The organism is Pedobacter antarcticus (assembly GCF_900112985.1).
Classification (GTDB): Bacteria; Bacteroidota; Bacteroidia; order Sphingobacteriales; family Sphingobacteriaceae; genus Pedobacter; species Pedobacter antarcticus.
On the sequence record NZ_FONS01000005.1, the window covers coordinates 308,534 to 327,583 of the forward strand.

Genomic DNA, 19,050 nt, shown 5'->3' on the forward strand with positions numbered 1-19,050 from the left:
AAATAAGCGTAAAATCAGGAGCGGGTTTCGTTGTTGTGATAAATACTAAGATAACTATCGTACCTGCTGCCCGCTATCTCTTCATTTTCTACAGCCTGTAATACGGCGCATCCCGGTTCATTGAGGTGGCGGCAGTTATGAAATTTACACAGGTGCATGCGATCCCGCATCTCGCGGAAATAGTGGCTGAGTTCTTCGGGTTTGATATCATAGATACCCAGTTCGCGGATTCCCGGGGTGTCAATCAGATAACCACCGAAAGGCAAAGTATGCATTTCGGCAAAGGTTGTGGTATGTTGCCCTTTGTCGCTCGATTCAGAAATTTCTCCCGTTTTAATGCTTCTGCCAGGAAGCAGGGCATTGATCAGGCTGGATTTACCAACACCTGAATGTCCGGAGAACAGAGTGGTCTGGTCTTTTAGCAGACTCTCTATTAAAGGAATATTTGTGCCTTCGATTGCTGAGACTGTATAGCAGGGATAACCCAGTTGTTCGTAAATAGCTTTATATTCTTCCAATACCTCCAGGCCGTCTTCATTATACAAATCAAGTTTGTTAAAGATGAGAACCGCAGGAATACTGTAAGCTTCGGCTGTGACCAGAAAACGGTCTATAAAACCCAGTGATGTTCTGGGCGAGGCGAGGGTAACCACTAAAAAAGCCTGGTCCATATTGGCTGCAATTATTTGCGCCTGTTTGGAAAGGTTAATGGATTTACGGATAATATAATTTTTCCGCACATGAAGTTTGTGAATGACACCATTATCAGAATTAGGCTCCATCTCAAACTCCACCTGGTCGCCGACCGCGATAGGATTAGTGGTCTGAATGCCTTTAATCCTGAATTTACCCTTAATACGGCAGTCATATTCACGGCCATCTTCTCCGTGAACTTGATACCAGCTTCCTGTTGATTTGATTACTAATCCTCGCATATTCTGCTGTAAAGGTAAGGAAAAAGAAAAAAGGTTTGGTTTTTAGAGAAATATAACTTTACTTTATGCCATAGCGAAACACGAAGCGATATCCGCTATTCTATATGATAAATAATTCAACAATTACATCCATTATTATTACCACCATCGGGGAAACCAGAGGGAGGTGAATAATGGTATATGAGTAAATCATAAAAAAAATAACCATTGAAGCGCCTTCCTCTAAACCGGGAAGGCGCTTTTTTTTTAACCTAAAGCGATAAAAACTATGAACATTTTAAAATTCGGAGGAACTTCTGTCGGCTCAGCAGCAGGTATAAGAGCCTTGATCAGTATCCTTCGGGAGCAGGATCAGCAACCCTATCCGGTCGTGGTACTCTCTGCAATGAGCGGAGTGACCAACTTGCTTCAAACGATGGCAGAGAAAGCTAACCTTGGAGAAGATTACAGCGTGGAGCTTAAAACTATAGAGGAAAAGCATTTTGAGGTGATCAGAACTTTACTTCCTGCTGCGGCACAAAATCCGGTTTATACCCGGTTAAAGATCTACCTGAATGAACTGGAAGATATTTTAGGCTCGGTATCTCTGCTAAAGGAATTGAGTGCCCAGACCAGAGATCTGATCTTGAGTTATGGCGAGCGATGCTCCGTGTTGATGATCAGTCATATTGCCAAACTGGAGTTTCCTGATGCAATTGGTGTTGATGGATCAGACCTGATTAAAACAGACAGCCATTTCGGACAGGCAAAGGTAGATATGCCACTGACTGAAATCCTGATTCGTGATTACTACCAGGCGAATGAAGGTAAATTGCTCATTGTTACAGGCTTTATCTCCAGTAACCCGGAAGGCAGAACCACCACATTGGGCAGAGGAGGAAGTGATTATACCGCAGCAATCTGGGGCTCGGCACTGGGTGCGTCCAGAATTGAGATCTGGACAGATGTGAATGGTATGCTGACGGCAGATCCCAGGATGGTAGAAAAAGCTTTCTCCCTGCCGGAACTGAGCTATACTGAAGCAATGGAGCTTTCTTATTTCGGTGCTAAGGTTATCTATCCGCCGACAATGATTCCTGCGTTTTTAAAACGGATTCCTATAGTTATTAAGAATTCTTTTGAGCCTTCTTTTGAAGGTACTTATATTCGCCATGACGTGCAGAGTTCCAATCTGCCAATTAAGGGGATCTCTTCTATTGACGAGATCAGTGTGCTTAACCTTTCAGGAAGTGGAATGGTAGGAAAGGCTGGTTTTAGCGGGAGACTGTTCTCTTTGTTGTCCAGAGAGCAGATCAATGTGATCCTGATTACCCAGAGTTCTTCTGAACACAGTATTACTTTTGCGGTTAACCCGGCAGATGCGTTGAAAGCACTGGCAATAATCAGTAAAGAATTTGAACTCGAGCTGCAGGCTAAAAAACTGGAATATCCGCAGGTAGAAAATGGGTTGTCAGTACTCGCTATTGTTGGAGAGAATATGAAGCGTACGCCAGGGATGTCTGGTAAATTGTTTCATGCGCTGGGACGTAATGGTGTAAATGTACGTGCAATTGCACAGGGTTCTTCTGAGTATAATATCTCTGTGATCCTGTCTAAAACCGATTTATCGAAAGCTGTAAATGCTGTGCATGATGCCTTTTTTGCAGATCGTAAAAAAACGCTTCATGTGTTCTGCCTGGGTACAGGTAATATCGGTCAGACTTTATTCCGTCAGTTATTGGTTCAGGGACCGCTGCTGGCAGTAAATAATGACCTGGAGGTGAAAGTAATGGGAATTAGTAACTCCAGAATGATGTACTTATCACCGCAGGGGATAGACCTGGCTCAATGGCCTCAGGAACTCGAACAGTTTGCAGAACCGGCAGATTTGAAAGAATTTGTAGCTAGAATGAAAGCAATGAACCTTCCAAATTGTGTTTTTGTCGACAATACGGCGAGTGCTAATCCGGTAAATTATTATCAGCAGATCCTGGAATCGAGTATTTCTCTGGTTACCTGCAATAAGATTGGTAATTCTGCGGAGTACGAGCAGTATGCAGCGTTTAAGGATGCAGCACGCAAACATGGCGTTGATTTTATGTACGAGACGAATGTTGGTGCCGGACTCCCTATTATCCGCACCTTGAAGGATCTGATGATGAGCGGTGACAATATCTTCAGTATTGAAGCTATTTTATCTGGAACGATCTCTTATATTTTTAATAATTATAAAGACCAGGTGCTTTTCCATGAAGTCGTGAAAGAAGCGCAGGATAAAGGTTATACCGAACCGGATCCAAGGGATGATTTAAATGGCAAAGACTTTATGCGTAAAATGCTGATCCTGGCCAGAGATGCCGGATACCCGCTGGAAGCCGATGATGTGCAGATAGAAAGTATGTTGCCTCCCGCATGCCTTGCTGCAGCTTCGGTGCCGGAGTTTTATGAGGAATTGGAAAAGAATGCAGCTTATTTTGAAGGCTTAAAAGAGGAAGCTGCTGCAGCTGGAAAGGTATTGCGTTATATCGGTAAACTGGAAAATGGAAAGGTAGTTATCGGGTTGCAGATGGTTGATGATTCGCATCCTTTTTATATGCTTTCAGGCAGTGACAATATTATTTCATTCACAACAGACCGTTACAAAGACAGACCGCTGGTTATTAAGGGACCAGGTGCCGGTGCAGAAGTTACAGCAGCAGGCGTATTTGCAGATATAATCAATACAGGTAAACAATGAGAGATTCAGTAAAGGTTTTTGCCCCCGCCACAGTGGCGAATGTGGTGTGTGGATTTGATGTGCTCGGGTTTGCAGTCAATGCGCCCGGTGATGAAGTTATCATGCGTCTGGTTGATGAGCCGGGTGTTAAAATCACAAAAATTACGGGAGATGATGGTCGTCTTCCGCTAGATCCTGCTAAAAATACAGTAAGTGCGAGTGTACAGGATTACCTGAAACATATCGGCAGGGAAGATGCTGGAATTACGATTGAGCTGCATAAAAAGATGCCTATTGGCAGTGGTCTGGGTTCGAGTTCGGCAAGTACTGTAGCAGGATTATTTGCAGTAAATACATTGTTCGGAAACCTCTTAAGCAGGAAAGAGCTGGTGCCTTTCGCAATGAAAGGGGAGGAGCTGGCCTGTGGTTACGGGCATGCAGATAATGTTGCCCCGGCATTGATGGGTGGATTTGTGCTGGTTCGTAGTTACGAACCGCTGGACGTAATCAGCCTGCCTTTCCCGGAAGATCTTTGTGCAGCAATTGTTTATCCTGAAGTGGATGTGCCTACTAAGGATGCCAGGCAGATGATCCGTTCCAAAGTATTTTTGAAAGACGCCGTTAAGCAGTGGGGTAATGTCGCCGGTCTGGTGTCGGGTCTGTATACTAGTGATTACGACCTGATCGGACGCAGCATGGTAGATGTTCTGGTAGAACCTGTCCGCTCTATTCTGATCCCGGAATTCTATGCTATGAGGCAGTTGGCTATGGATCTGGGGGCTGTAGGTTTTGGTATCTCCGGTTCCGGACCGTCTGTATTTGCGCTTACACGGAATCAGGAAACTGCCCGGAAAATCACAGATGCGCTGCAGGCACGTTTGAAAACTGTACAGATTAATAGTCTGTCATTTGTATCACCGGTTAATGCTAAGGGGCCGGTAGTACTGGACTAACATTAACCACAATCTAAACCAAGCTGAAATTTATGAAATTATATAGTACACAAAACAAACAGAACCAGGTCGATTTTCAGACTGCTGTTTTTAACAGCATGCCCCAGGACAAAGGTTTATATATGCCTGTAGACATTCCTGTGCTGCGTCAGGAGTTTCTGGATAATCTGGACCGGTATACCTTACAGGAAATCGCATTTGAAGTATCTTCAGCTTTGCTGAAAGACGCAATCCCTGCCGATGATCTGCGGGCAATCATTGCGGATGCGGTAAATTTTGATGCGCCTGTTCATGAGCTTGATGAAAAGAACTACGTGCTGGAACTTTTCCACGGACCTTCTCTGGCCTTTAAAGATTTTGGTGCACGTTTTATGAGCAGAGTAATGGCTTATTTCCTGAAAGATGGAGAGCAACTGCTCGATGTACTGGTAGCAACCTCGGGAGATACCGGAGGAGCTGTCGCACTGGGTTTTTTAGGCGTGCCGCATACGCGGGTGACAATTTTATATCCGGAGGGAAAAGTTAGTCCTATTCAGGAACTGCAATTATGTACCAATGGACAGAATATTCGGGCAATTACTGTAAAAGGTACTTTTGATGATTGTCAGCAACTGGTTAAGCAGGCTTTTGCAGACCCCGAGCTCAATGCATCTCTTCGTCTGACTTCTGCAAACTCAATTAATATATCCAGACTGATCCCGCAGACATTTTACTATTTTCATGCGCTTGCTCAGTTATTCAGAAAAGGTAAGCGGTCGGTAGTGTTCTCTGTTCCAAGTGGCAATTTCGGGAATATCGGCGCAGGTTTACTTGCCTGGAAAATGGGGCTTCCGGTAAAGTCGTTTATTGCGGCTACCAACGCGAACGATACCGTCCCGCGCTTCCTGGAAAGTGGAGTCTATGAGACCAGACCATCTGTACAGACTTACGCTAATGCTATGGATGTAGGTGCGCCAAGTAACTGGGTCCGGATTATGGAACTGTTTAAGGGAAACCGCGAAGAGGCATTAAAAATGGTTCTTGGTGTCAGTTATACGGATGAGCAGACGCTGGAAGCAATTGCTGAAATCTATAACCGGTATAATTATATAGCGTGTCCGCATACTGCTATTGCCTGGCTGGCTATGCAGAAAGTGCAAGAGCAAAAAGCAAATAACGAGGATGTTTATGTTTGTTTGTCTACAGCACATGCTTGTAAATTCCCGGATGTTTTTCCTGAGGAAATTGCCCGCCGGATAGAATTGCCGGAGCAGGTAGCAGAAATGCTTGGAAAAGAAAAATCCGCGACTGCAATGGACGCGGACTTTAATGCTTTTAAAAAATATCTATTAAATGCTGAAGGGGAATAACATCCCTTCAGTTACTTAACCTTTTTGAATCTCATGATGGCGATATCACCCATCATGAAGTTCAGTGTGGTATCTCCTGTTATCGTATACTTATTTACCTTTTTCAGGGTATTAATGAATATATTTTCTCCTTCTCCCGGGCAGGCCATTTTGGTCATCGCCATAGGTTCATTGAAATTGATAGAGGTATCGTCAGCAACCAGTTTACCGAAGAAAGAATTACAGCTCGTATTACCATTTACCCGTTTCTCCAGCAGATCAATAGTTAATACAGGTTTCTTCCCCGGATATAGACCGTTAAATGCAATTCTAGGGCCCGATATATAATTCAGTTCCCAGTTACCTCCTAGTTTAGAGAGGTCGGAACTAGCATCTACTGTGTTCTTCAATGTATTGCAGGAGGTTAATGTGCCTGTCACAGCAAGCAATAATAATGTCGTTCTTCTCATAGCTTTAGCAGATTTCTCGTCAATGAAATATACAAAGAATCTGCCAGAATAAGGATTCGATTTTTTTTAAAGCTTTTTTTAAAAGACCGCTCTCGCAATTCTTTTGGTCGGCTCGGGATTACTCATGGTATAAAAATGTAATACCGGGGCGCCAACTTTTATTAACTCCTTGCACTGCTGGATCATCCATTCAATTCCTACTTCTTTTACAGCCTCCTCATTCTTACAGGCCTGAACCGCCTCTGTCAGGTCTTCGGGAAGATCTATATGGAATATCTTAGGCAGGCTGATCAGTTGTTTAGAACTCGTAATAGGTTTTAACCCGGGAATTATGGGGACATTTATCCCATTCGCCCTGCAATTAGCTACGAATTCACAATATTTAGCATTGTCAAAAAACATTTGGGTCACAATAAACTCTGCACCCATATCTACTTTTTGCTTTAGGTATTTGAAGTCTGCTTTCAGGTTAGGTGCCTCAAAGTGTTTTTCGGGATACCCGGCAACTCCGATGCAGAAATTTGTTTGAAAAGCAGAATGATCTTCGAACAGGTACCGGCCTTCGTTCATGCTTTTTACCTGACCCAGCAGATCTGTCGCAAATGCATGACCACCGGGTGTCGGAATGAAGCCGGAGTCTGCCTGACGGGCATCTCCCCGAAGTACCAGTACATTGTCGATACCCAGGAACTGCAAATCTATTAATGCATTTTCTGTTTCTTCTTTGGTAAATCCACCGCAGATTAAATGGGGTACGGCATCTACCTTATAACGGTTCATAATTGCTGCACAAATTGCTACTGTACCCGGTCTTTTGCGATAAGAAACTTTTTCGAGTAAACCGCTGGTATGTTGTTTATAGATATAATCTTCTCTGTGATAGGTTACGTCAATAAATGGCGGGTTAAATTCCATGAGCGGATCTATAGCTTTATAGATTTCATGAATACTCTTGCCTTTTAAGGGAGGAAGAAGTTCGAAAGAAAAAAGGGTTTTATCCCCGGCATTACTAATGTGGTCGGTAATTTTCATGGTTTGGTTTAATAAGCTAAATTCGGGCTAAGCCATCTTTCTGTGTCTTCAAGACTCATGTTTTTTCGCAGGGCGTATTCTTCTACCTGGTCTTTAGTAATCTTACCTAATCCGAAATAACGCGATTCCGGATGGGCGAAATAGAAACCGCTGACAGCTGCAGTAGGATACATGGCAAAGCTTTCGGTTAGTTTGAGGTTGATTTTGGCTTCTGCATCCAGTAAACGGAACAAGGTATCTTTCTCTGTATGGTCAGGACAGGCCGGATAACCCGGCGCAGGACGAATACCGGCATATTCTTCTTTGATCAGTTCTTCATTGGTCAGAGACTCTTCTCTGGCATATCCCCAGTATTCTTTGCGGACAAGTTCATGCATTCTCTCGGCAAAGGCCTCAGCAAGTCTGTCGGCCAAAGCTTTTACCATAATACTGTTATAATCGTCATGGTTAGCTTCAAATTCAGCCACCATTTCATCACAGCCTATTCCGGTTGTCAACGCAAAACCACCGAAATAATCAGCTACCTGATCTTCTTTGGTTGCTACGAAATCCGAAAGGGCATAATAGGGCTGCCCTGCTACTTTCTCGGCCTGCTGGCGAAGTGTGTGAATGGTTACGGGGCCATTTTCTGTTTCCAGAAAGATATCATCTCCCTGTGCGTAGGCGGGCCAGAAACCAATGACGGCTTTAGCAGTAAGGAGCTTCTCTTTTACTATTTTTTTAAGCAGTACCTGGGCATCATCGAAAAGTTTCTGAGCCTCAATACCGACGTTTTTATCACTGAATATTTTCGGGTAACTGCCGCGCAGTTCCCAGGTATGGAAAAATGGTGTCCAGTCTATATAGGGTACCAGAATATCCAGCGGATAGTTTTCAAATGTACGTGTGCCTGTAAAAGCTGGAGCAGGAGCGACCAGTGCCGGATTTATCTTAAAGCGGTCTGCTCTTACTTCTTCTAATGATTTGAAACGTTTATCTGATCTTTTATTCAGGTGGTTTTCCCTGGCCTTATCGTAGTCCTCACGGATCTGCCGAATATATTCCCCCCGGTTGTCGGGGTTCATAAGTGTGCTGCAAACGGTTACACTTCTGGATGCATCCAGTACATGGATCGCAGGTCCCGAATAATTAGGTGCAATTTTTACCGCTGCATGGATTCTTGAAGTCGTCGCTCCCCCAATCAACAGAGGTAAAGTAAATCCTTCACGTTCCATCTCTTTAGCAAAATGCACCATTTCATCCAGTGAAGGTGTGATCAGCCCGCTCAGGCCTATAATATCTGCATTGATTTCCTTAGCCTTTCTAATGATTTCCTGTGCGGGAACCATAACGCCTAGATCCACAATTTCAAAGTTATTACAGGCGAGTACTACACCTACAATGTTTTTACCGATATCATGAACGTCACCTTTCACGGTGGCAAGTAATATTTTTCCTGCTGATGAGCTTTGATCACCATCTGGATTATCTAGTTTTTCCTGTTCAATAAAGGGTAGGAGATAGGCGACTGCTTTTTTCATGACACGCGCAGATTTAACTACCTGCGGCAGAAACATCTTTCCGGCACCAAACAGATCACCGACAATGTTCATTCCGTCCATCAAAGGCCCCTCTATGACATGAATCGGTCTTGGATATTGTTGTCTGGCTTCTTCCACGTCAGCATCCAGATATTCGATAATACCTTTAACCAGTGAGTGGGAAAGGCGTGATTCTACACTTGCTTTCCGCCATTCTTCATCTTTTACGAGTTCTTTTCCTTTTGATTTGACGGTTTCTGCAAAATCTACCAGGCGCTCTGTTGCGTCTTCTCTACGGTTTAGCAGGACGTCCTCAACTCTTTCCAGCATTTCAGGTGGGATAGCTTCATATACTTCGAGCATTCCGGCATTTACAATTCCCATATTTAAACCTGCTTTGATCGCATGGTACAGGAACGCCGAGTGCATGGCCTCTCTTACCGTATTATTTCCACGGAAAGAGAAGGATATATTGGAGACACCCCCGCTTACTTTAGCATAAGGCAGGTTTTCTTTAATCCAGCGTGTAGCATTTATGAAATCCACAGCATAATTGTTGTGCTCTTCCAGTCCGGTTGCAACCGTCAGAATATTCGGATCGAAGATAATATCTTCTGCAGGGAAGCCTATTTCATCTACCAGAATATCGTAAGATCTTTTACAGATTTCTTTACGGCGTTCATAGTTGTCGGCCTGTCCATTCTCGTCAAAGGCCATAACTACGACCGCTGCGCCATAATCCATAATCTTACGCGCACTTTCACGGAATTTATCTTCGCCTTCTTTCAGTGAAATTGAATTGACAATGCCCTTACCCTGAAGGCATTTCAGGCCGGCTTCGATAACACTCCATTTAGAGGAGTCTACCATGATTGGTAATTTAGATATATCTGGTTCTGAGGCGATAAGATTCAAAAACTTAGTCATTGCCGCTTCTGAATCCAGCATTCCCTCATCCATATTGACATCAATGACCTGTGCCCCGCCCTCAACCTGCTGTCGGGCTACTGTCAAAGCGGCTTCATAGTCACCGCTCAGAATTAGTTTAGAGAATTTAGGAGATCCGGTAATGTTGGTTCTTTCACCGATATTGACGAAGATGCTTTCGGGGGTGATAGTTACGGGTTCTAATCCGCTTAGGCGCAGGTAACGCTCCGGTGTGGGGAGAACTCTTGGCCTGATTCCTTTGGCTTTCGCTGCAATAGCAGCAATATGCTCTGGTGTGGTGCCACAACAACCACCCACAATATTGACAAAGCCATGCTGTATAAAATCGTCTACAAGGTTTGCTGTCTCGTTAGGCATTTCATCGTATGCGCCAAATTCATTCGGTAATCCGGCATTTGGATAGGCCGATACATAACAGTTAGCTTTTGCAGCAAGCTCTTCAATATGCGGACGCATGTCTTTAGCTCCCAAAGCACAGTTAAAACCAATACTTAGCGGACGGGCATGGATTACCGAGTTTAAGAAAGCTTCTACAGTCTGGCCGCTGAGGGTTCTTCCGGAGGCATCGGTAATGGTACCGGAGATCATAATCTCTATTTTACGGCCAATCTCTGCTTCATATCTACGAATGGCAATAATCGCTGCTTTTGCATTCAGTGTATCAAAAATAGTTTCGATCATTAACAGGTCGGATCCACCGTCTACCAGGCCTCTGATCTGCGCAAAATAGGCATCTGAAAGTTCGTCGAATGTTAAAGCGCGGTAACCAGGATCGTTCACATCTGGTGAAATGGATAGAGTCCGGTTGGTCGGTCCAATCGCACCTGCTACATAGCACCGGCGGTCTGGATTTTTGGCCATAAACTCATTGACGGCTTCTTTTGCGATTTTAGCACCTTCAAAGCTCATTTCATAGTCTAGCTCTTCCATCTGATAGTCGGCCAGTGAAATACGCTGTGTACTAAAGGTATTGGTTTCTATAATGTCGGTACCAGCTTTCAGGTAGTCGGTGTGAATGGCTTTAATAATATCTGGCCTGGTTAGATTCAACAGGTCATTGTTACCTTTAACATCACAGGGATGATCTTTAAAACGCTCCCCCCTGAAATCTTCTTCGGAAAGGGTATAACGCTGGATCATGGTTCCCATGGCGCCGTCTATGATTAATATTCTTTGCTCTAAATCTTCTCTAATGCTCATAGCTTGGATGCATATTCAATTGGTATTGTAAACAGTTCCGGAATAAATAAGGGTACGGGTTACAATAGGGTAATATGCTTAATCAGAAATCCAGGGTGGATCGAATTAACTTATCTTTCAGGAACAGCCGCAGCGTTCGAGTAGAATGTAGCACCTTGTCAGCACAGGTTGCTAAGACTTCGTCGGGTCTAATCCCTCCGTCTTTCTTTATAAGCTGGTGCAAAAATGCAACAAAGAAAAATCAATTCCAAGAAATTGGTGTGTAAACGCAATAAAATACCGAAGGCCATGCATATTTGCACGGCCTTCGGTATTTTATTCTGTGGAATGTGTTAGCTTATTTTCTTCCGCCAAAGATTCTTAATAAGAATAGGAAGATATTAATAAAGTCAAGATACAGGGATAATGCACCCATAATCGCTAGCTTTTTAGAATCTGCATCTGCCATTGTAGATCCGTTCTCTTCCAGACCAGCACCAATTCTTTTTAATTTCTGTACATCATAAGCGGTCAGCGCAGTAAAGATTGCTACACCAAAGAAACTCATGATATAATCGAACTGCGAGCTTTGCAGAAACATATTAACAACCATCGCAATTACCAGCCCTACAACACCTACCATAAGGATCGGGCCGAATTTACTCAAGTCAGTATTGGTTGTATAGCCTAAAACAGCCATTAAACCGAAAATACCGGCGGCAGCTGCAAAACAGCCAATCACCGAAGAGGACGCATAAATTAACAGGATGAAACTTAAGCTTACCCCTGTAAGTAAAGAGTAAAGAATAAAAACACCCAGTAAAGCGGAATAGGAGAGTTTATTAAGGCCCGCACTCATTAGCATAACCAAACCCAGTGGTGCAAACATAGCTACATATCCTAAAATAGACATTTTGCCTGTTTCCTGATTAATCAGGTAATTCAGCATTTCGGGTGTATTGGCCATGTAAACTGCAGCTGCGGTTGAAATACCTAATGCCACAAACATCCATAGAAATACGTTTGCAAAGAATTTCTTTGCCACTGTTCCTGTTTGGTTTTCTACAAAAACAGATTGGTTTGACCAGTTATGATTATTGTTCTCCATTCGTTTTAATTTTTAATTTAAATATACCGATTCTAAACTGTATACAAAGGTTATGCCCCTAACCTTTTTGTCAGGATTTCTTCAACTTTTTTGAAAATTTGTACCGGTTTGAGGGTTCTCCATGCCAAATCGTCAAGCTGACCGCCAAAATTGATGTAATAATCAATATTGCTGCTGCGGAACTCTTCGATCACATGGGGTGTAAAATTAATCCCTGCTATCCAGCCATCTTCGACATCTTGAAACCACTCTTCATAGTAGCTGTCTTCCGAAGAGTGGAAGTTCAGGACATTTTCTCCTATCAGGATAAATTTATGAATTCCCTCATCTATCATCAGCTCCAGGATTTCTCTTTTCAGCAGCATAATATCATTGGAGATCGCATCATTCCACTCTCCTATAAATTCGATAATAGAATATTGCCTTTCATAATCTGTATAAAGGACTTTAATGTATAACGTGGTAGACCCGAAGTCATCCCACTGTGGATGGATTAGGTAATTATAGAGTTGCTTATCAAAATAAAACTCTGAATATTCTGTATTATAAAAAGGGGATCGTGGATCTTCCGCGGCGATATAATCATCTCTCCAGCGGTAAAATGGTTCTATTTCGTGCATGAAATCTTTGTTTAAATTTGACCGGCTTCTACTGCTTTGCGTACGCTTCCGTGCTCAATAAGCAACGCTTCTGCCTGTTCATAGGGGATTTGAAGTTCTGCCATTACCATCTGCGTGCCGCGGTCTACAAGCTTACTATTGGTTAACTGCATATCCACCATTTTGTTGCCTTTAACTTTGCCTAATTTGATCATTACGGTAGTACTGAGCATATTAAGAACCAGTTTCTGTGCGGTGCCTGATTTCATTCTTGTAGAACCGGTTAAAAACTCAGGACCCACAACTACTTCTACCGGATATTGGGCTTCTGCCGCTACCGGGCTTCCTGAGTTGCAAACGATACAGCCGGTAAGGATCTGGTTTTCTGCTGCTTTTTTCAAGCCGCCTATTACATATGGAGTAGTTCCAGATGCCGCCAGTCCGATTACACTATCTTTCGGCCCGATCTGATAGTATAATAAATCGTTCCAGGCTTGTTCAGTATCATCTTCGGCATTCTCCACTGCGCGTCTGATGGCTGTATCACCACCTGCAATGATGCCGACGACTTCATCGAACGCCACCCCGAAAGTGGGAGGGCATTCTGACGCGTCTACCACGCCTAATCTACCGCTGGTTCCGGCACCGATATAAAATAACCGGCCACCTTCTTTCATCCTTTCGGTAACCGCAACGGCCAGATTCTCAATCTGCGGGATGCATTTGGCCACAGCATGCGGAACGGTCTGGTCTTCTTGATTAATACCGGTAAGAATTTCCCGAAAGCTCATTTGGTCAATATTGTTATAAAGGGAGTCCTGTTCAGTTGTGCGTATCATAAATTTGCTTTCAAATGTGTTATTGATGCCAGCCGGCGCAGGATATTTCAAGCCTTCGTCAGCCAATTCTTTATAAAGTACGGTATTTGTGAGAAAATATGAAACAATTATAAATCTGCGGGGGTTAAATAGTTAATTGACAGCCTAATTTTATAGCTTTGTGCAATTACTCACCAATGAAGCCAACTACCCGTAAAAATCTGCTAATCGCCCTTACTTATTCAGTCACTTTAATAGGTGGTATGTACTTGGGCTATAGGTTTTTGAAGGATCAGGGCTTTACGGTGCAACGTAATATTCAATATGCGGATAGTTCCATGGAAAAAGTGGACGAGATCATCAACCTGATCAATAGAAACTATGTTGATGAAATTAATGCCGATACACTGAGCCATCTGGAGATCGACAGCCTGCTGCATAAGCTCGATCCACACAGTATTTATCTTCCCCCATTAAAGGCAAGTGAACAGTCTGATATGCTGGAGGGTAATTTTGAAGGGATAGGAATTGAATATTATATTCTTAAAGATACTTTGCTGGTTACGAAAGTAATTAAAGACGGCCCCGCCTCTTTAGCTGGCTTAAAACTTGGTGATAAAATTTTGAAGGTTGACAGTGTTTTTGTGAGCGGAAGAAAACTCACAAGAGATAATATGATTGGCCGGATCAAAGGTAAACGCGGAACTTCTGTACGACTTACGGTTTTGCACTCTGGTGCAGATCATCCGGTTTCATTGGCTATAAAAAGAGGAAGGGTAATCGTAAGTAGTATTGATGCTGCTTATATGATCAACGGAGAATCGGGCTATATCAGGATCAGTGAATTTGGTGCGAGTACGGATAAAGATTTTGTTGAAGCGGTCCGTCATCTGAAAGCTGCTGGAATGAAGAAGTTGATTCTTGATCTTCGTGATAACGGTGGGGGATATCTAACTGCAGCAACCGGCCTGGCAAACCAGATTCTTCCGGAGAATAAGCTGATTGTTTATACGGAAGGTAAACACGAACCAAGAACAGATTATATCGCAACCGGCGGTGGTGAGTTTGAGGAAGGTAAGCTGGCTGTGCTTATCAATGAAAACTCGGCTTCTGCCAGTGAAATTCTCGCTGGTGCGGTGCAGGATCTGGACAGGGGAATTATCGTCGGGCGCCGCTCTTTCGGTAAAGGTTTGGTTCAGGAGCAGTTTCCTTTCGGGGATGGTTCTGCTTTAAACCTTACAATTGCCCGTTATTACACCCCGCTCGGCCGCAGTATTCAAAAATCTTATAAGAAAGGCTTTACAGCTTACCAGAACGAAATAGAAGACCGTTTCAATGACGGTGAACTAACTGATAATAATTTTGTGCCTAAAGACTCACTGCGCAGAAATCTGGCATATACGACAGGTTCCGGCAAAAAAGTATTTGCTGGCGGTGGCATACAACCTGATATTTATGTTAAAATGGATACGGCTGGTATGAACAAAACTTATAATATCTTGCTGACTAAAAAAGTCATGTTTGATTTTGTATTTGATATTCTCGCCCCGCGTTATTCTGTGCAGTTTCTAGAACAGAATCTGGCAGCATTTAAGATCAGTGACGTTGATTACAGGGATTTCATCAGGTTCATTGCAGCAAAGGATATAACAGTCGATCAGCGGCAGCTGGCTAGCGCAAAACCAATAATCTGTACTGACCTTAAAGCCTTGCTTTATAAATATTATCTGGGTGATGCGGGTTATTATAAAGCGATGAACCAAAGCGACAGTATGGTGAAGCAAGCGCTCAACGCACTGCAATAAAAAAAGGGTCGTTCAAATGAATGAACAACCCCTCTGTAAACGATAGCTTTAACAGCTTATTTCTGTCTGAAATAAACTTGAATCGGAACTCCATTAAAGTCAAAATTCTCACGTAATTTATTTTCAATGAACCTTTTATATGGCTCTTTAATATATTGAGGAAGGTTACAGAAGAAGGCAAACATTGGTGATGTAGCATTGATCTGCGTAATGTATTTAACCTTAATGTATTTACCTTTTAAAGCTGGTGGCGGATAGTTTTCGATAATCGGCAGCATAACATCATTCAATTTAGATGTAGGTACTTTTTTACCCCTGTTCTGATAAACTTCCAGTGCAACTTCAATGGCCTTGAAGATACGTTGTTTGTGTATTGCAGAAGTAAATACGATAGGCACGTCTGTAAATGGCTGTAATTTTTGACGAATCTGTTCTTCGAAAGCTTTCATCGTTTTATGGTCTTTCTCTACCAAATCCCATTTGTTGACCAGGATCACTATACCTTTCTTATTTTTCTCTGCTAAGTGGAAGATGTTGACATCTTGTGATTCCAAACCTTCTACAGCGTCAATCATCAGAATAACCACGTCGGCTTCTTCTAATGCTTTGATGGTACGCATTACAGAATAGAATTCTATGTTTTCTTTTACTTTGGTTTTCTTACGTAAACCTGCAGTATCAATAAACATAAATTCATGTCCGAACTGATTGTAGTGGATGTGAATGGAATCGCGTGTTGTACCTGCGATAGGGGTAACGATATTTCTTTCCTGTCCCATCAGGGCATTGATTAATGAGGATTTACCTACATTGGGTCTGCCGACGATAGTTAATTTCGGTAAAGAGTTTTCTTCTAATGGTTCGTCCTGGAAGTGTGAAATGACGTCATCCAGTAAATCTCCTGTACCGGAACCGGTCATAGAAGAAATGGAGTAGATTTCACCGAGTCCGAAGCCATAAAATACAGCCGCGTCATTTTCCAGGGAGGTATTATCAACTTTATTAACGACAATGAAAACCGGTTTTTTACTGCGGCGAAGCAGTTGTGCGATTTCATCATCAAGGTCTGTGATGCCAGTAGTGACATCGACCATAAACAGTAGTACAGAGGCTTCTTCAATTGCGATAACGACCTGTTCGCGGATAGCCGCTTCAAATACGTCTTCAGAATTAGCTACATAACCTCCTGTGTCTATGACGGTAAATTGTTTATCTGTCCACTCAGCGACGCCATAATGACGGTCGCGTGTTACACCGCTGAAATCATCTACAATTGCTTTGCGACTTTCGGTTAAGCGGTTAAAAAGGGTAGATTTGCCTACGTTCGGTCTTCCGACGATTGCGATAATGTTACTCATGTGTTGTGAATTGTATTAATTATTAAGGGGTTGCAAAGGTAGGTTTAATTTTCGTACCCGAAACTTTTTAAATAGTTCTTTTTACTTCTCCAGTCTGGAATTACTTTAACAAAGGTTTCCAGGAATACTTTCTGATCCAGGAACTTCTCGATGTCTTTACGGGATTCAGTACCTACCTTTTTTAACATAGAACCGCCTTTTCCGATCAGGATATTTTTTTGTGAGTCACGCTCAACGATAATTTCTGCGCTGATCCTTGTGATCTTTTCTTCTTCTTTAAATGCTGTAATTACTACTTCCGTACTATAAGGAATCTCTTTCTGATAATTATTAAAGATTTTTTCACGGATGATTTCGGATACAAAGAAACGTTGATTTTTGTCAGTCAGGTCTTCTTTATCATAATATGCAGGGTGCTCAGGAAGGAAATCCAGAACACGTTCCATAATACCGTCCAGATTGTATCTGTGTAAGGCAGAGATAGCGTAGATATATTTAGGTTTCAGAAGATCTTGCCAGTAAGCCGTTTTTTCCTCTACCTGCTCTTGAGTTGCACCATCAATTTTGTTGATCAGTACAATCATCGGAATCGTAGAATTGATAATTTTCTCTAATACATCATTCTCATCATGCTGCTCATTGATGTCTGTTACGAATAGAATCAGATCTGCATCACTCAAGGCACCTTTAACAAAATTCATCATCGAATCCTGCAGTCCGTAACGTGGTTTGATAATACCGGGAGTGTCAGAAAATACAATTTGATGTTCTTCTTCATTAACAATTCCCAGGATGCGGTGACGTGTAGTCTGAGCTTTAGGTGTAATGATCGACAGTTTTTCCCCCACCAGGGCATTCATTAGGGTGGATTTACCCACATTTGGCTTACCAATTATACTTACAAAACCTGCTTTATGCGACATTGAATATTTTTTAAAATAAATTTGCATTGCAAAGAAACGAAATATATCTTTGCAGACCAATTTAAAACAAAGGAAGATTCAATTCTTCAAACGTTTTTTTTTGTAAATAGTGCGGGGTGGAGCAGTTGGTAGCTCGTCGGGCTCATAACCCGAAGGTCATCAGTTCGAGTCTGGTCCCCGCTACCAAAAGGAACAAAGCTTTTAAGCTTGTCGTTTCATTTGGCCCGTTCGTCTACCGGTTAGGACGCCAGATTTTCATTCTGGAAATAGGGGTTCGATTCCCCTACGGGCTACAATAAAAACGCAGATGCACTCGGCGTTTTTCATTAATCAGAGTGCGGGGTGGAGCAGTTGGTAGCTCGTCGGGCTCATAACCCGAAGGTCATCAGTTCGAGTCTGGTCCCCGCTACCTAGTAAAGCGCTTAATCTGAAAAGATTGAGCGCTTTTACATAATGGCCCGTTCGTCTAGGGGTGAGGACGCCAGATTTTCATTCTGGAAACAGGGGTTCGATTCCCCTACGGGCTACGGAAAGGGATAAAATTAGATCTAATAATTTTTATCCCTTTTTTTATTGCTACCGGACTTCATTCCATCAAACCATCACATTTTCGGCCAAATTGAAACTACACGCCAGTTCGAAACCTATCTTTCGATAAGCAGAATTCATAGAACGTATAAGATTGAATATTTTTTAATAAAAACCGTTTGTTTTAAATAAAATGGCGAATGCCTTAATAGTTAAAACACCAGGCGGAAGCAGCGAGTGCTAGAGAAGTAAGGCATAATACATTTTTAGGAAAAAACAATTGTGATTTCCATAATCTCGCTGTAACTTAATGTTTAACGAAGTATTACTAAAACGATAGACGCGATCCTGGTTGATCACGCCAGTGATTCAAAATAGGGAATGTTGAAGATGGGATAATGTGAAAAAACTACGTCATGAAAACAAAAAAAATATGGGCCAATTTTAGTGTAAAGAACGCCCAACTTACCCGTCAATTTTATAACAAATTGGGTTTTAAGTCAAATGGCTTGAACAACGACCCCAAATTCGCCAGTTTTCTTTTTAGTGAAGATGAACTGGTAATCCATTTTTTTGAACAAGGATCTAAAATAGATGAGTTTCTGACCTCCGGATCTGCCGGCGAGATCATTTTTACCCTGGCTGCTGACACCGAGGCGGAAGTGAATAAATGGGCGGAGAGAGTTGAGGGTGCTGGTGGTACTATCTTTCAGCCAGTTGGCAGAGATGAAAACGGGTATTATGGTTTCGCCTTTGGTGACCCAGATGGTCACCGGTTTAATGTATTGCTAATGGATAATATGTAGTAAAAAATGTACCGTTCCAGCGACGCATCTTTTATTGGAATTAAT

At 42.6% G+C, this 19,050-nt stretch carries 14 protein-coding genes, 4 tRNA genes and 1 riboswitch; of the genes, 9 read left to right on the forward strand and 9 right to left on the reverse strand.

Annotated elements, in window-relative coordinates:
* Window positions 1-14: 14 nt before the first annotated feature.
* Complete coding sequence (rsgA, locus tag BM192_RS12905; protein ID WP_037441013.1) at window positions 15-935, reverse strand: ribosome small subunit-dependent GTPase A; 921 nt, start codon at window positions 933-935, stop codon at window positions 15-17.
* A gap of 268 nt (window positions 936-1,203) precedes the next feature.
* Between rsgA and thrA the strand changes: the two genes are divergently transcribed.
* From thrA to thrC, 3 genes are read left to right on the forward strand one after another with little or no spacing between them, the layout of a single operon-like run.
* Window positions 1,204-3,651 (forward strand): bifunctional aspartate kinase/homoserine dehydrogenase I, encoded by a 2,448-nt coding sequence (gene thrA / locus BM192_RS12910; RefSeq protein ID WP_037441016.1) that lies wholly within the window; start codon window positions 1,204-1,206, stop codon window positions 3,649-3,651.
* Window positions 3,648-4,583, forward strand: a complete 936-nt coding sequence (locus tag BM192_RS12915; RefSeq protein WP_037441019.1) for a homoserine kinase — start codon at window positions 3,648-3,650, stop codon at window positions 4,581-4,583. Before thrA ends, BM192_RS12915 begins: the two co-directional genes overlap by 4 nt.
* A 32-nt stretch (window positions 4,584-4,615) precedes the next feature.
* On the forward strand, window positions 4,616-5,932 hold the full coding sequence (gene thrC / locus BM192_RS12920) for a threonine synthase (RefSeq protein ID WP_037441022.1): 1,317 nt from the start codon (window positions 4,616-4,618) through the stop codon (window positions 5,930-5,932).
* 11 nt (window positions 5,933-5,943) lie between these two features.
* Here the strand turns inward: thrC and BM192_RS12925 are convergent, their stop codons facing one another.
* The 6 genes from BM192_RS12925 to murQ form a co-directional block, all read right to left on the reverse strand.
* Window positions 5,944-6,381, reverse strand: coding sequence for an META domain-containing protein (locus tag BM192_RS12925; RefSeq protein WP_037441024.1), 438 nt, complete (start codon window positions 6,379-6,381; stop codon window positions 5,944-5,946).
* A gap of 78 nt (window positions 6,382-6,459) precedes the next feature.
* Complete coding sequence (metF, locus tag BM192_RS12930; RefSeq protein ID WP_037441027.1) at window positions 6,460-7,413, reverse strand: methylenetetrahydrofolate reductase [NAD(P)H]; 954 nt, start codon at window positions 7,411-7,413, stop codon at window positions 6,460-6,462.
* 8 nt (window positions 7,414-7,421) lie between these two features.
* On the reverse strand, window positions 7,422-11,081 hold the full coding sequence (gene metH, locus BM192_RS12935) for a methionine synthase (RefSeq protein ID WP_037441030.1): 3,660 nt from the start codon (window positions 11,079-11,081) through the stop codon (window positions 7,422-7,424).
* A 107-nt stretch (window positions 11,082-11,188) separates the two neighbouring features.
* Window positions 11,189-11,297, reverse strand: a riboswitch (SAM riboswitch).
* Between the two features lie 121 nt (window positions 11,298-11,418).
* Window positions 11,419-12,168, reverse strand: coding sequence for a Bax inhibitor-1/YccA family protein (locus BM192_RS12940; RefSeq protein ID WP_037441032.1), 750 nt, complete (start codon window positions 12,166-12,168; stop codon window positions 11,419-11,421).
* Window positions 12,169-12,218: 50 nt separating this feature from the next.
* Window positions 12,219-12,788 (reverse strand): hypothetical protein, encoded by a 570-nt coding sequence (locus BM192_RS12945; RefSeq protein WP_037441035.1) that lies wholly within the window; start codon window positions 12,786-12,788, stop codon window positions 12,219-12,221.
* An 11-nt stretch (window positions 12,789-12,799) separates the two neighbouring features.
* Window positions 12,800-13,606, reverse strand: a complete 807-nt coding sequence (gene murQ / locus BM192_RS12950) for an N-acetylmuramic acid 6-phosphate etherase (protein WP_037441066.1) — start codon at window positions 13,604-13,606, stop codon at window positions 12,800-12,802.
* A gap of 176 nt (window positions 13,607-13,782) precedes the next feature.
* On the opposite strand from murQ, the gene BM192_RS12955 reads away from it, so the two are divergent.
* The gene (locus tag BM192_RS12955) at window positions 13,783-15,390 is read left to right on the forward strand and encodes a S41 family peptidase (RefSeq protein WP_037441039.1); all 1,608 of its coding nucleotides are present in this window, start codon (window positions 13,783-13,785) and stop codon (window positions 15,388-15,390) included.
* Between the two features lie 56 nt (window positions 15,391-15,446).
* Here the strand turns inward: BM192_RS12955 and der are convergent, their stop codons facing one another.
* Together der and era are read right to left on the reverse strand one after the other, a co-directional pair.
* A complete protein-coding gene (der, locus tag BM192_RS12960) occupies window positions 15,447-16,748 on the reverse strand; it encodes a ribosome biogenesis GTPase Der (protein ID WP_037441042.1) in 1,302 nt (433 codons plus the stop codon).
* A gap of 44 nt (window positions 16,749-16,792) precedes the next feature.
* Window positions 16,793-17,671: a GTPase Era gene (gene era, locus BM192_RS12965; protein WP_037441069.1), complete on the reverse strand. Its 879-nt coding sequence runs from the start codon at window positions 17,669-17,671 to the stop codon at window positions 16,793-16,795.
* Window positions 17,672-17,781: 110 nt separating this feature from the next.
* On the opposite strand from era, the gene BM192_RS12970 reads away from it, so the two are divergent.
* From BM192_RS12970 to BM192_RS12990, 5 genes are all read left to right on the forward strand, one after another.
* Window positions 17,782-17,857, forward strand: a tRNA-Met gene (locus tag BM192_RS12970).
* A 35-nt stretch (window positions 17,858-17,892) separates the two neighbouring features.
* A tRNA-Glu gene (locus BM192_RS12975) sits at window positions 17,893-17,964 on the forward strand.
* Between the two features lie 43 nt (window positions 17,965-18,007).
* A tRNA-Met gene (locus BM192_RS12980) sits at window positions 18,008-18,080 on the forward strand.
* Between the two features lie 46 nt (window positions 18,081-18,126).
* A tRNA-Glu gene (locus tag BM192_RS12985) sits at window positions 18,127-18,198 on the forward strand.
* Between the two features lie 417 nt (window positions 18,199-18,615).
* Window positions 18,616-19,005: a VOC family protein gene (locus BM192_RS12990; RefSeq protein ID WP_074589355.1), complete on the forward strand. Its 390-nt coding sequence runs from the start codon at window positions 18,616-18,618 to the stop codon at window positions 19,003-19,005.
* Window positions 19,006-19,050 lie beyond the last annotated feature (45 nt).

What these genes read in the sequence shown, in the direction of transcription:
- rsgA (WP_037441013.1), bottom strand. Translation starts at nt 935, where the DNA reads ATGCGAGGATTAGTAATCAAATCAACAGGAAGCTGGTATCAAGTTCAC.
- thrA (WP_037441016.1), top strand. Translation starts at nt 1,204, where the DNA reads ATGAACATTTTAAAATTCGGAGGAACTTCTGTCGGCTCAGCAGCAGGT.
- BM192_RS12915 (WP_037441019.1), top strand. Translation starts at nt 3,648, where the DNA reads ATGAGAGATTCAGTAAAGGTTTTTGCCCCCGCCACAGTGGCGAATGTG.
- thrC (WP_037441022.1), top strand. Translation starts at nt 4,616, where the DNA reads ATGAAATTATATAGTACACAAAACAAACAGAACCAGGTCGATTTTCAG.
- BM192_RS12925 (WP_037441024.1), bottom strand. Translation starts at nt 6,381, where the DNA reads ATGAGAAGAACGACATTATTATTGCTTGCTGTGACAGGCACATTAACC.
- metF (WP_037441027.1), bottom strand. Translation starts at nt 7,413, where the DNA reads ATGAAAATTACCGACCACATTAGTAATGCCGGGGATAAAACCCTTTTT.
- metH (WP_037441030.1), bottom strand. Translation starts at nt 11,081, where the DNA reads ATGAGCATTAGAGAAGATTTAGAGCAAAGAATATTAATCATAGACGGC.
- BM192_RS12940 (WP_037441032.1), bottom strand. Translation starts at nt 12,168, where the DNA reads ATGGAGAACAATAATCATAACTGGTCAAACCAATCTGTTTTTGTAGAA.
- BM192_RS12945 (WP_037441035.1), bottom strand. Translation starts at nt 12,788, where the DNA reads ATGCACGAAATAGAACCATTTTACCGCTGGAGAGATGATTATATCGCC.
- murQ (WP_037441066.1), bottom strand. Translation starts at nt 13,606, where the DNA reads ATGATACGCACAACTGAACAGGACTCCCTTTATAACAATATTGACCAA.
- BM192_RS12955 (WP_037441039.1), top strand. Translation starts at nt 13,783, where the DNA reads ATGAAGCCAACTACCCGTAAAAATCTGCTAATCGCCCTTACTTATTCA.
- der (WP_037441042.1), bottom strand. Translation starts at nt 16,748, where the DNA reads ATGAGTAACATTATCGCAATCGTCGGAAGACCGAACGTAGGCAAATCT.
- era (WP_037441069.1), bottom strand. Translation starts at nt 17,671, where the DNA reads ATGTCGCATAAAGCAGGTTTTGTAAGTATAATTGGTAAGCCAAATGTG.
- BM192_RS12990 (WP_074589355.1), top strand. Translation starts at nt 18,616, where the DNA reads ATGAAAACAAAAAAAATATGGGCCAATTTTAGTGTAAAGAACGCCCAA.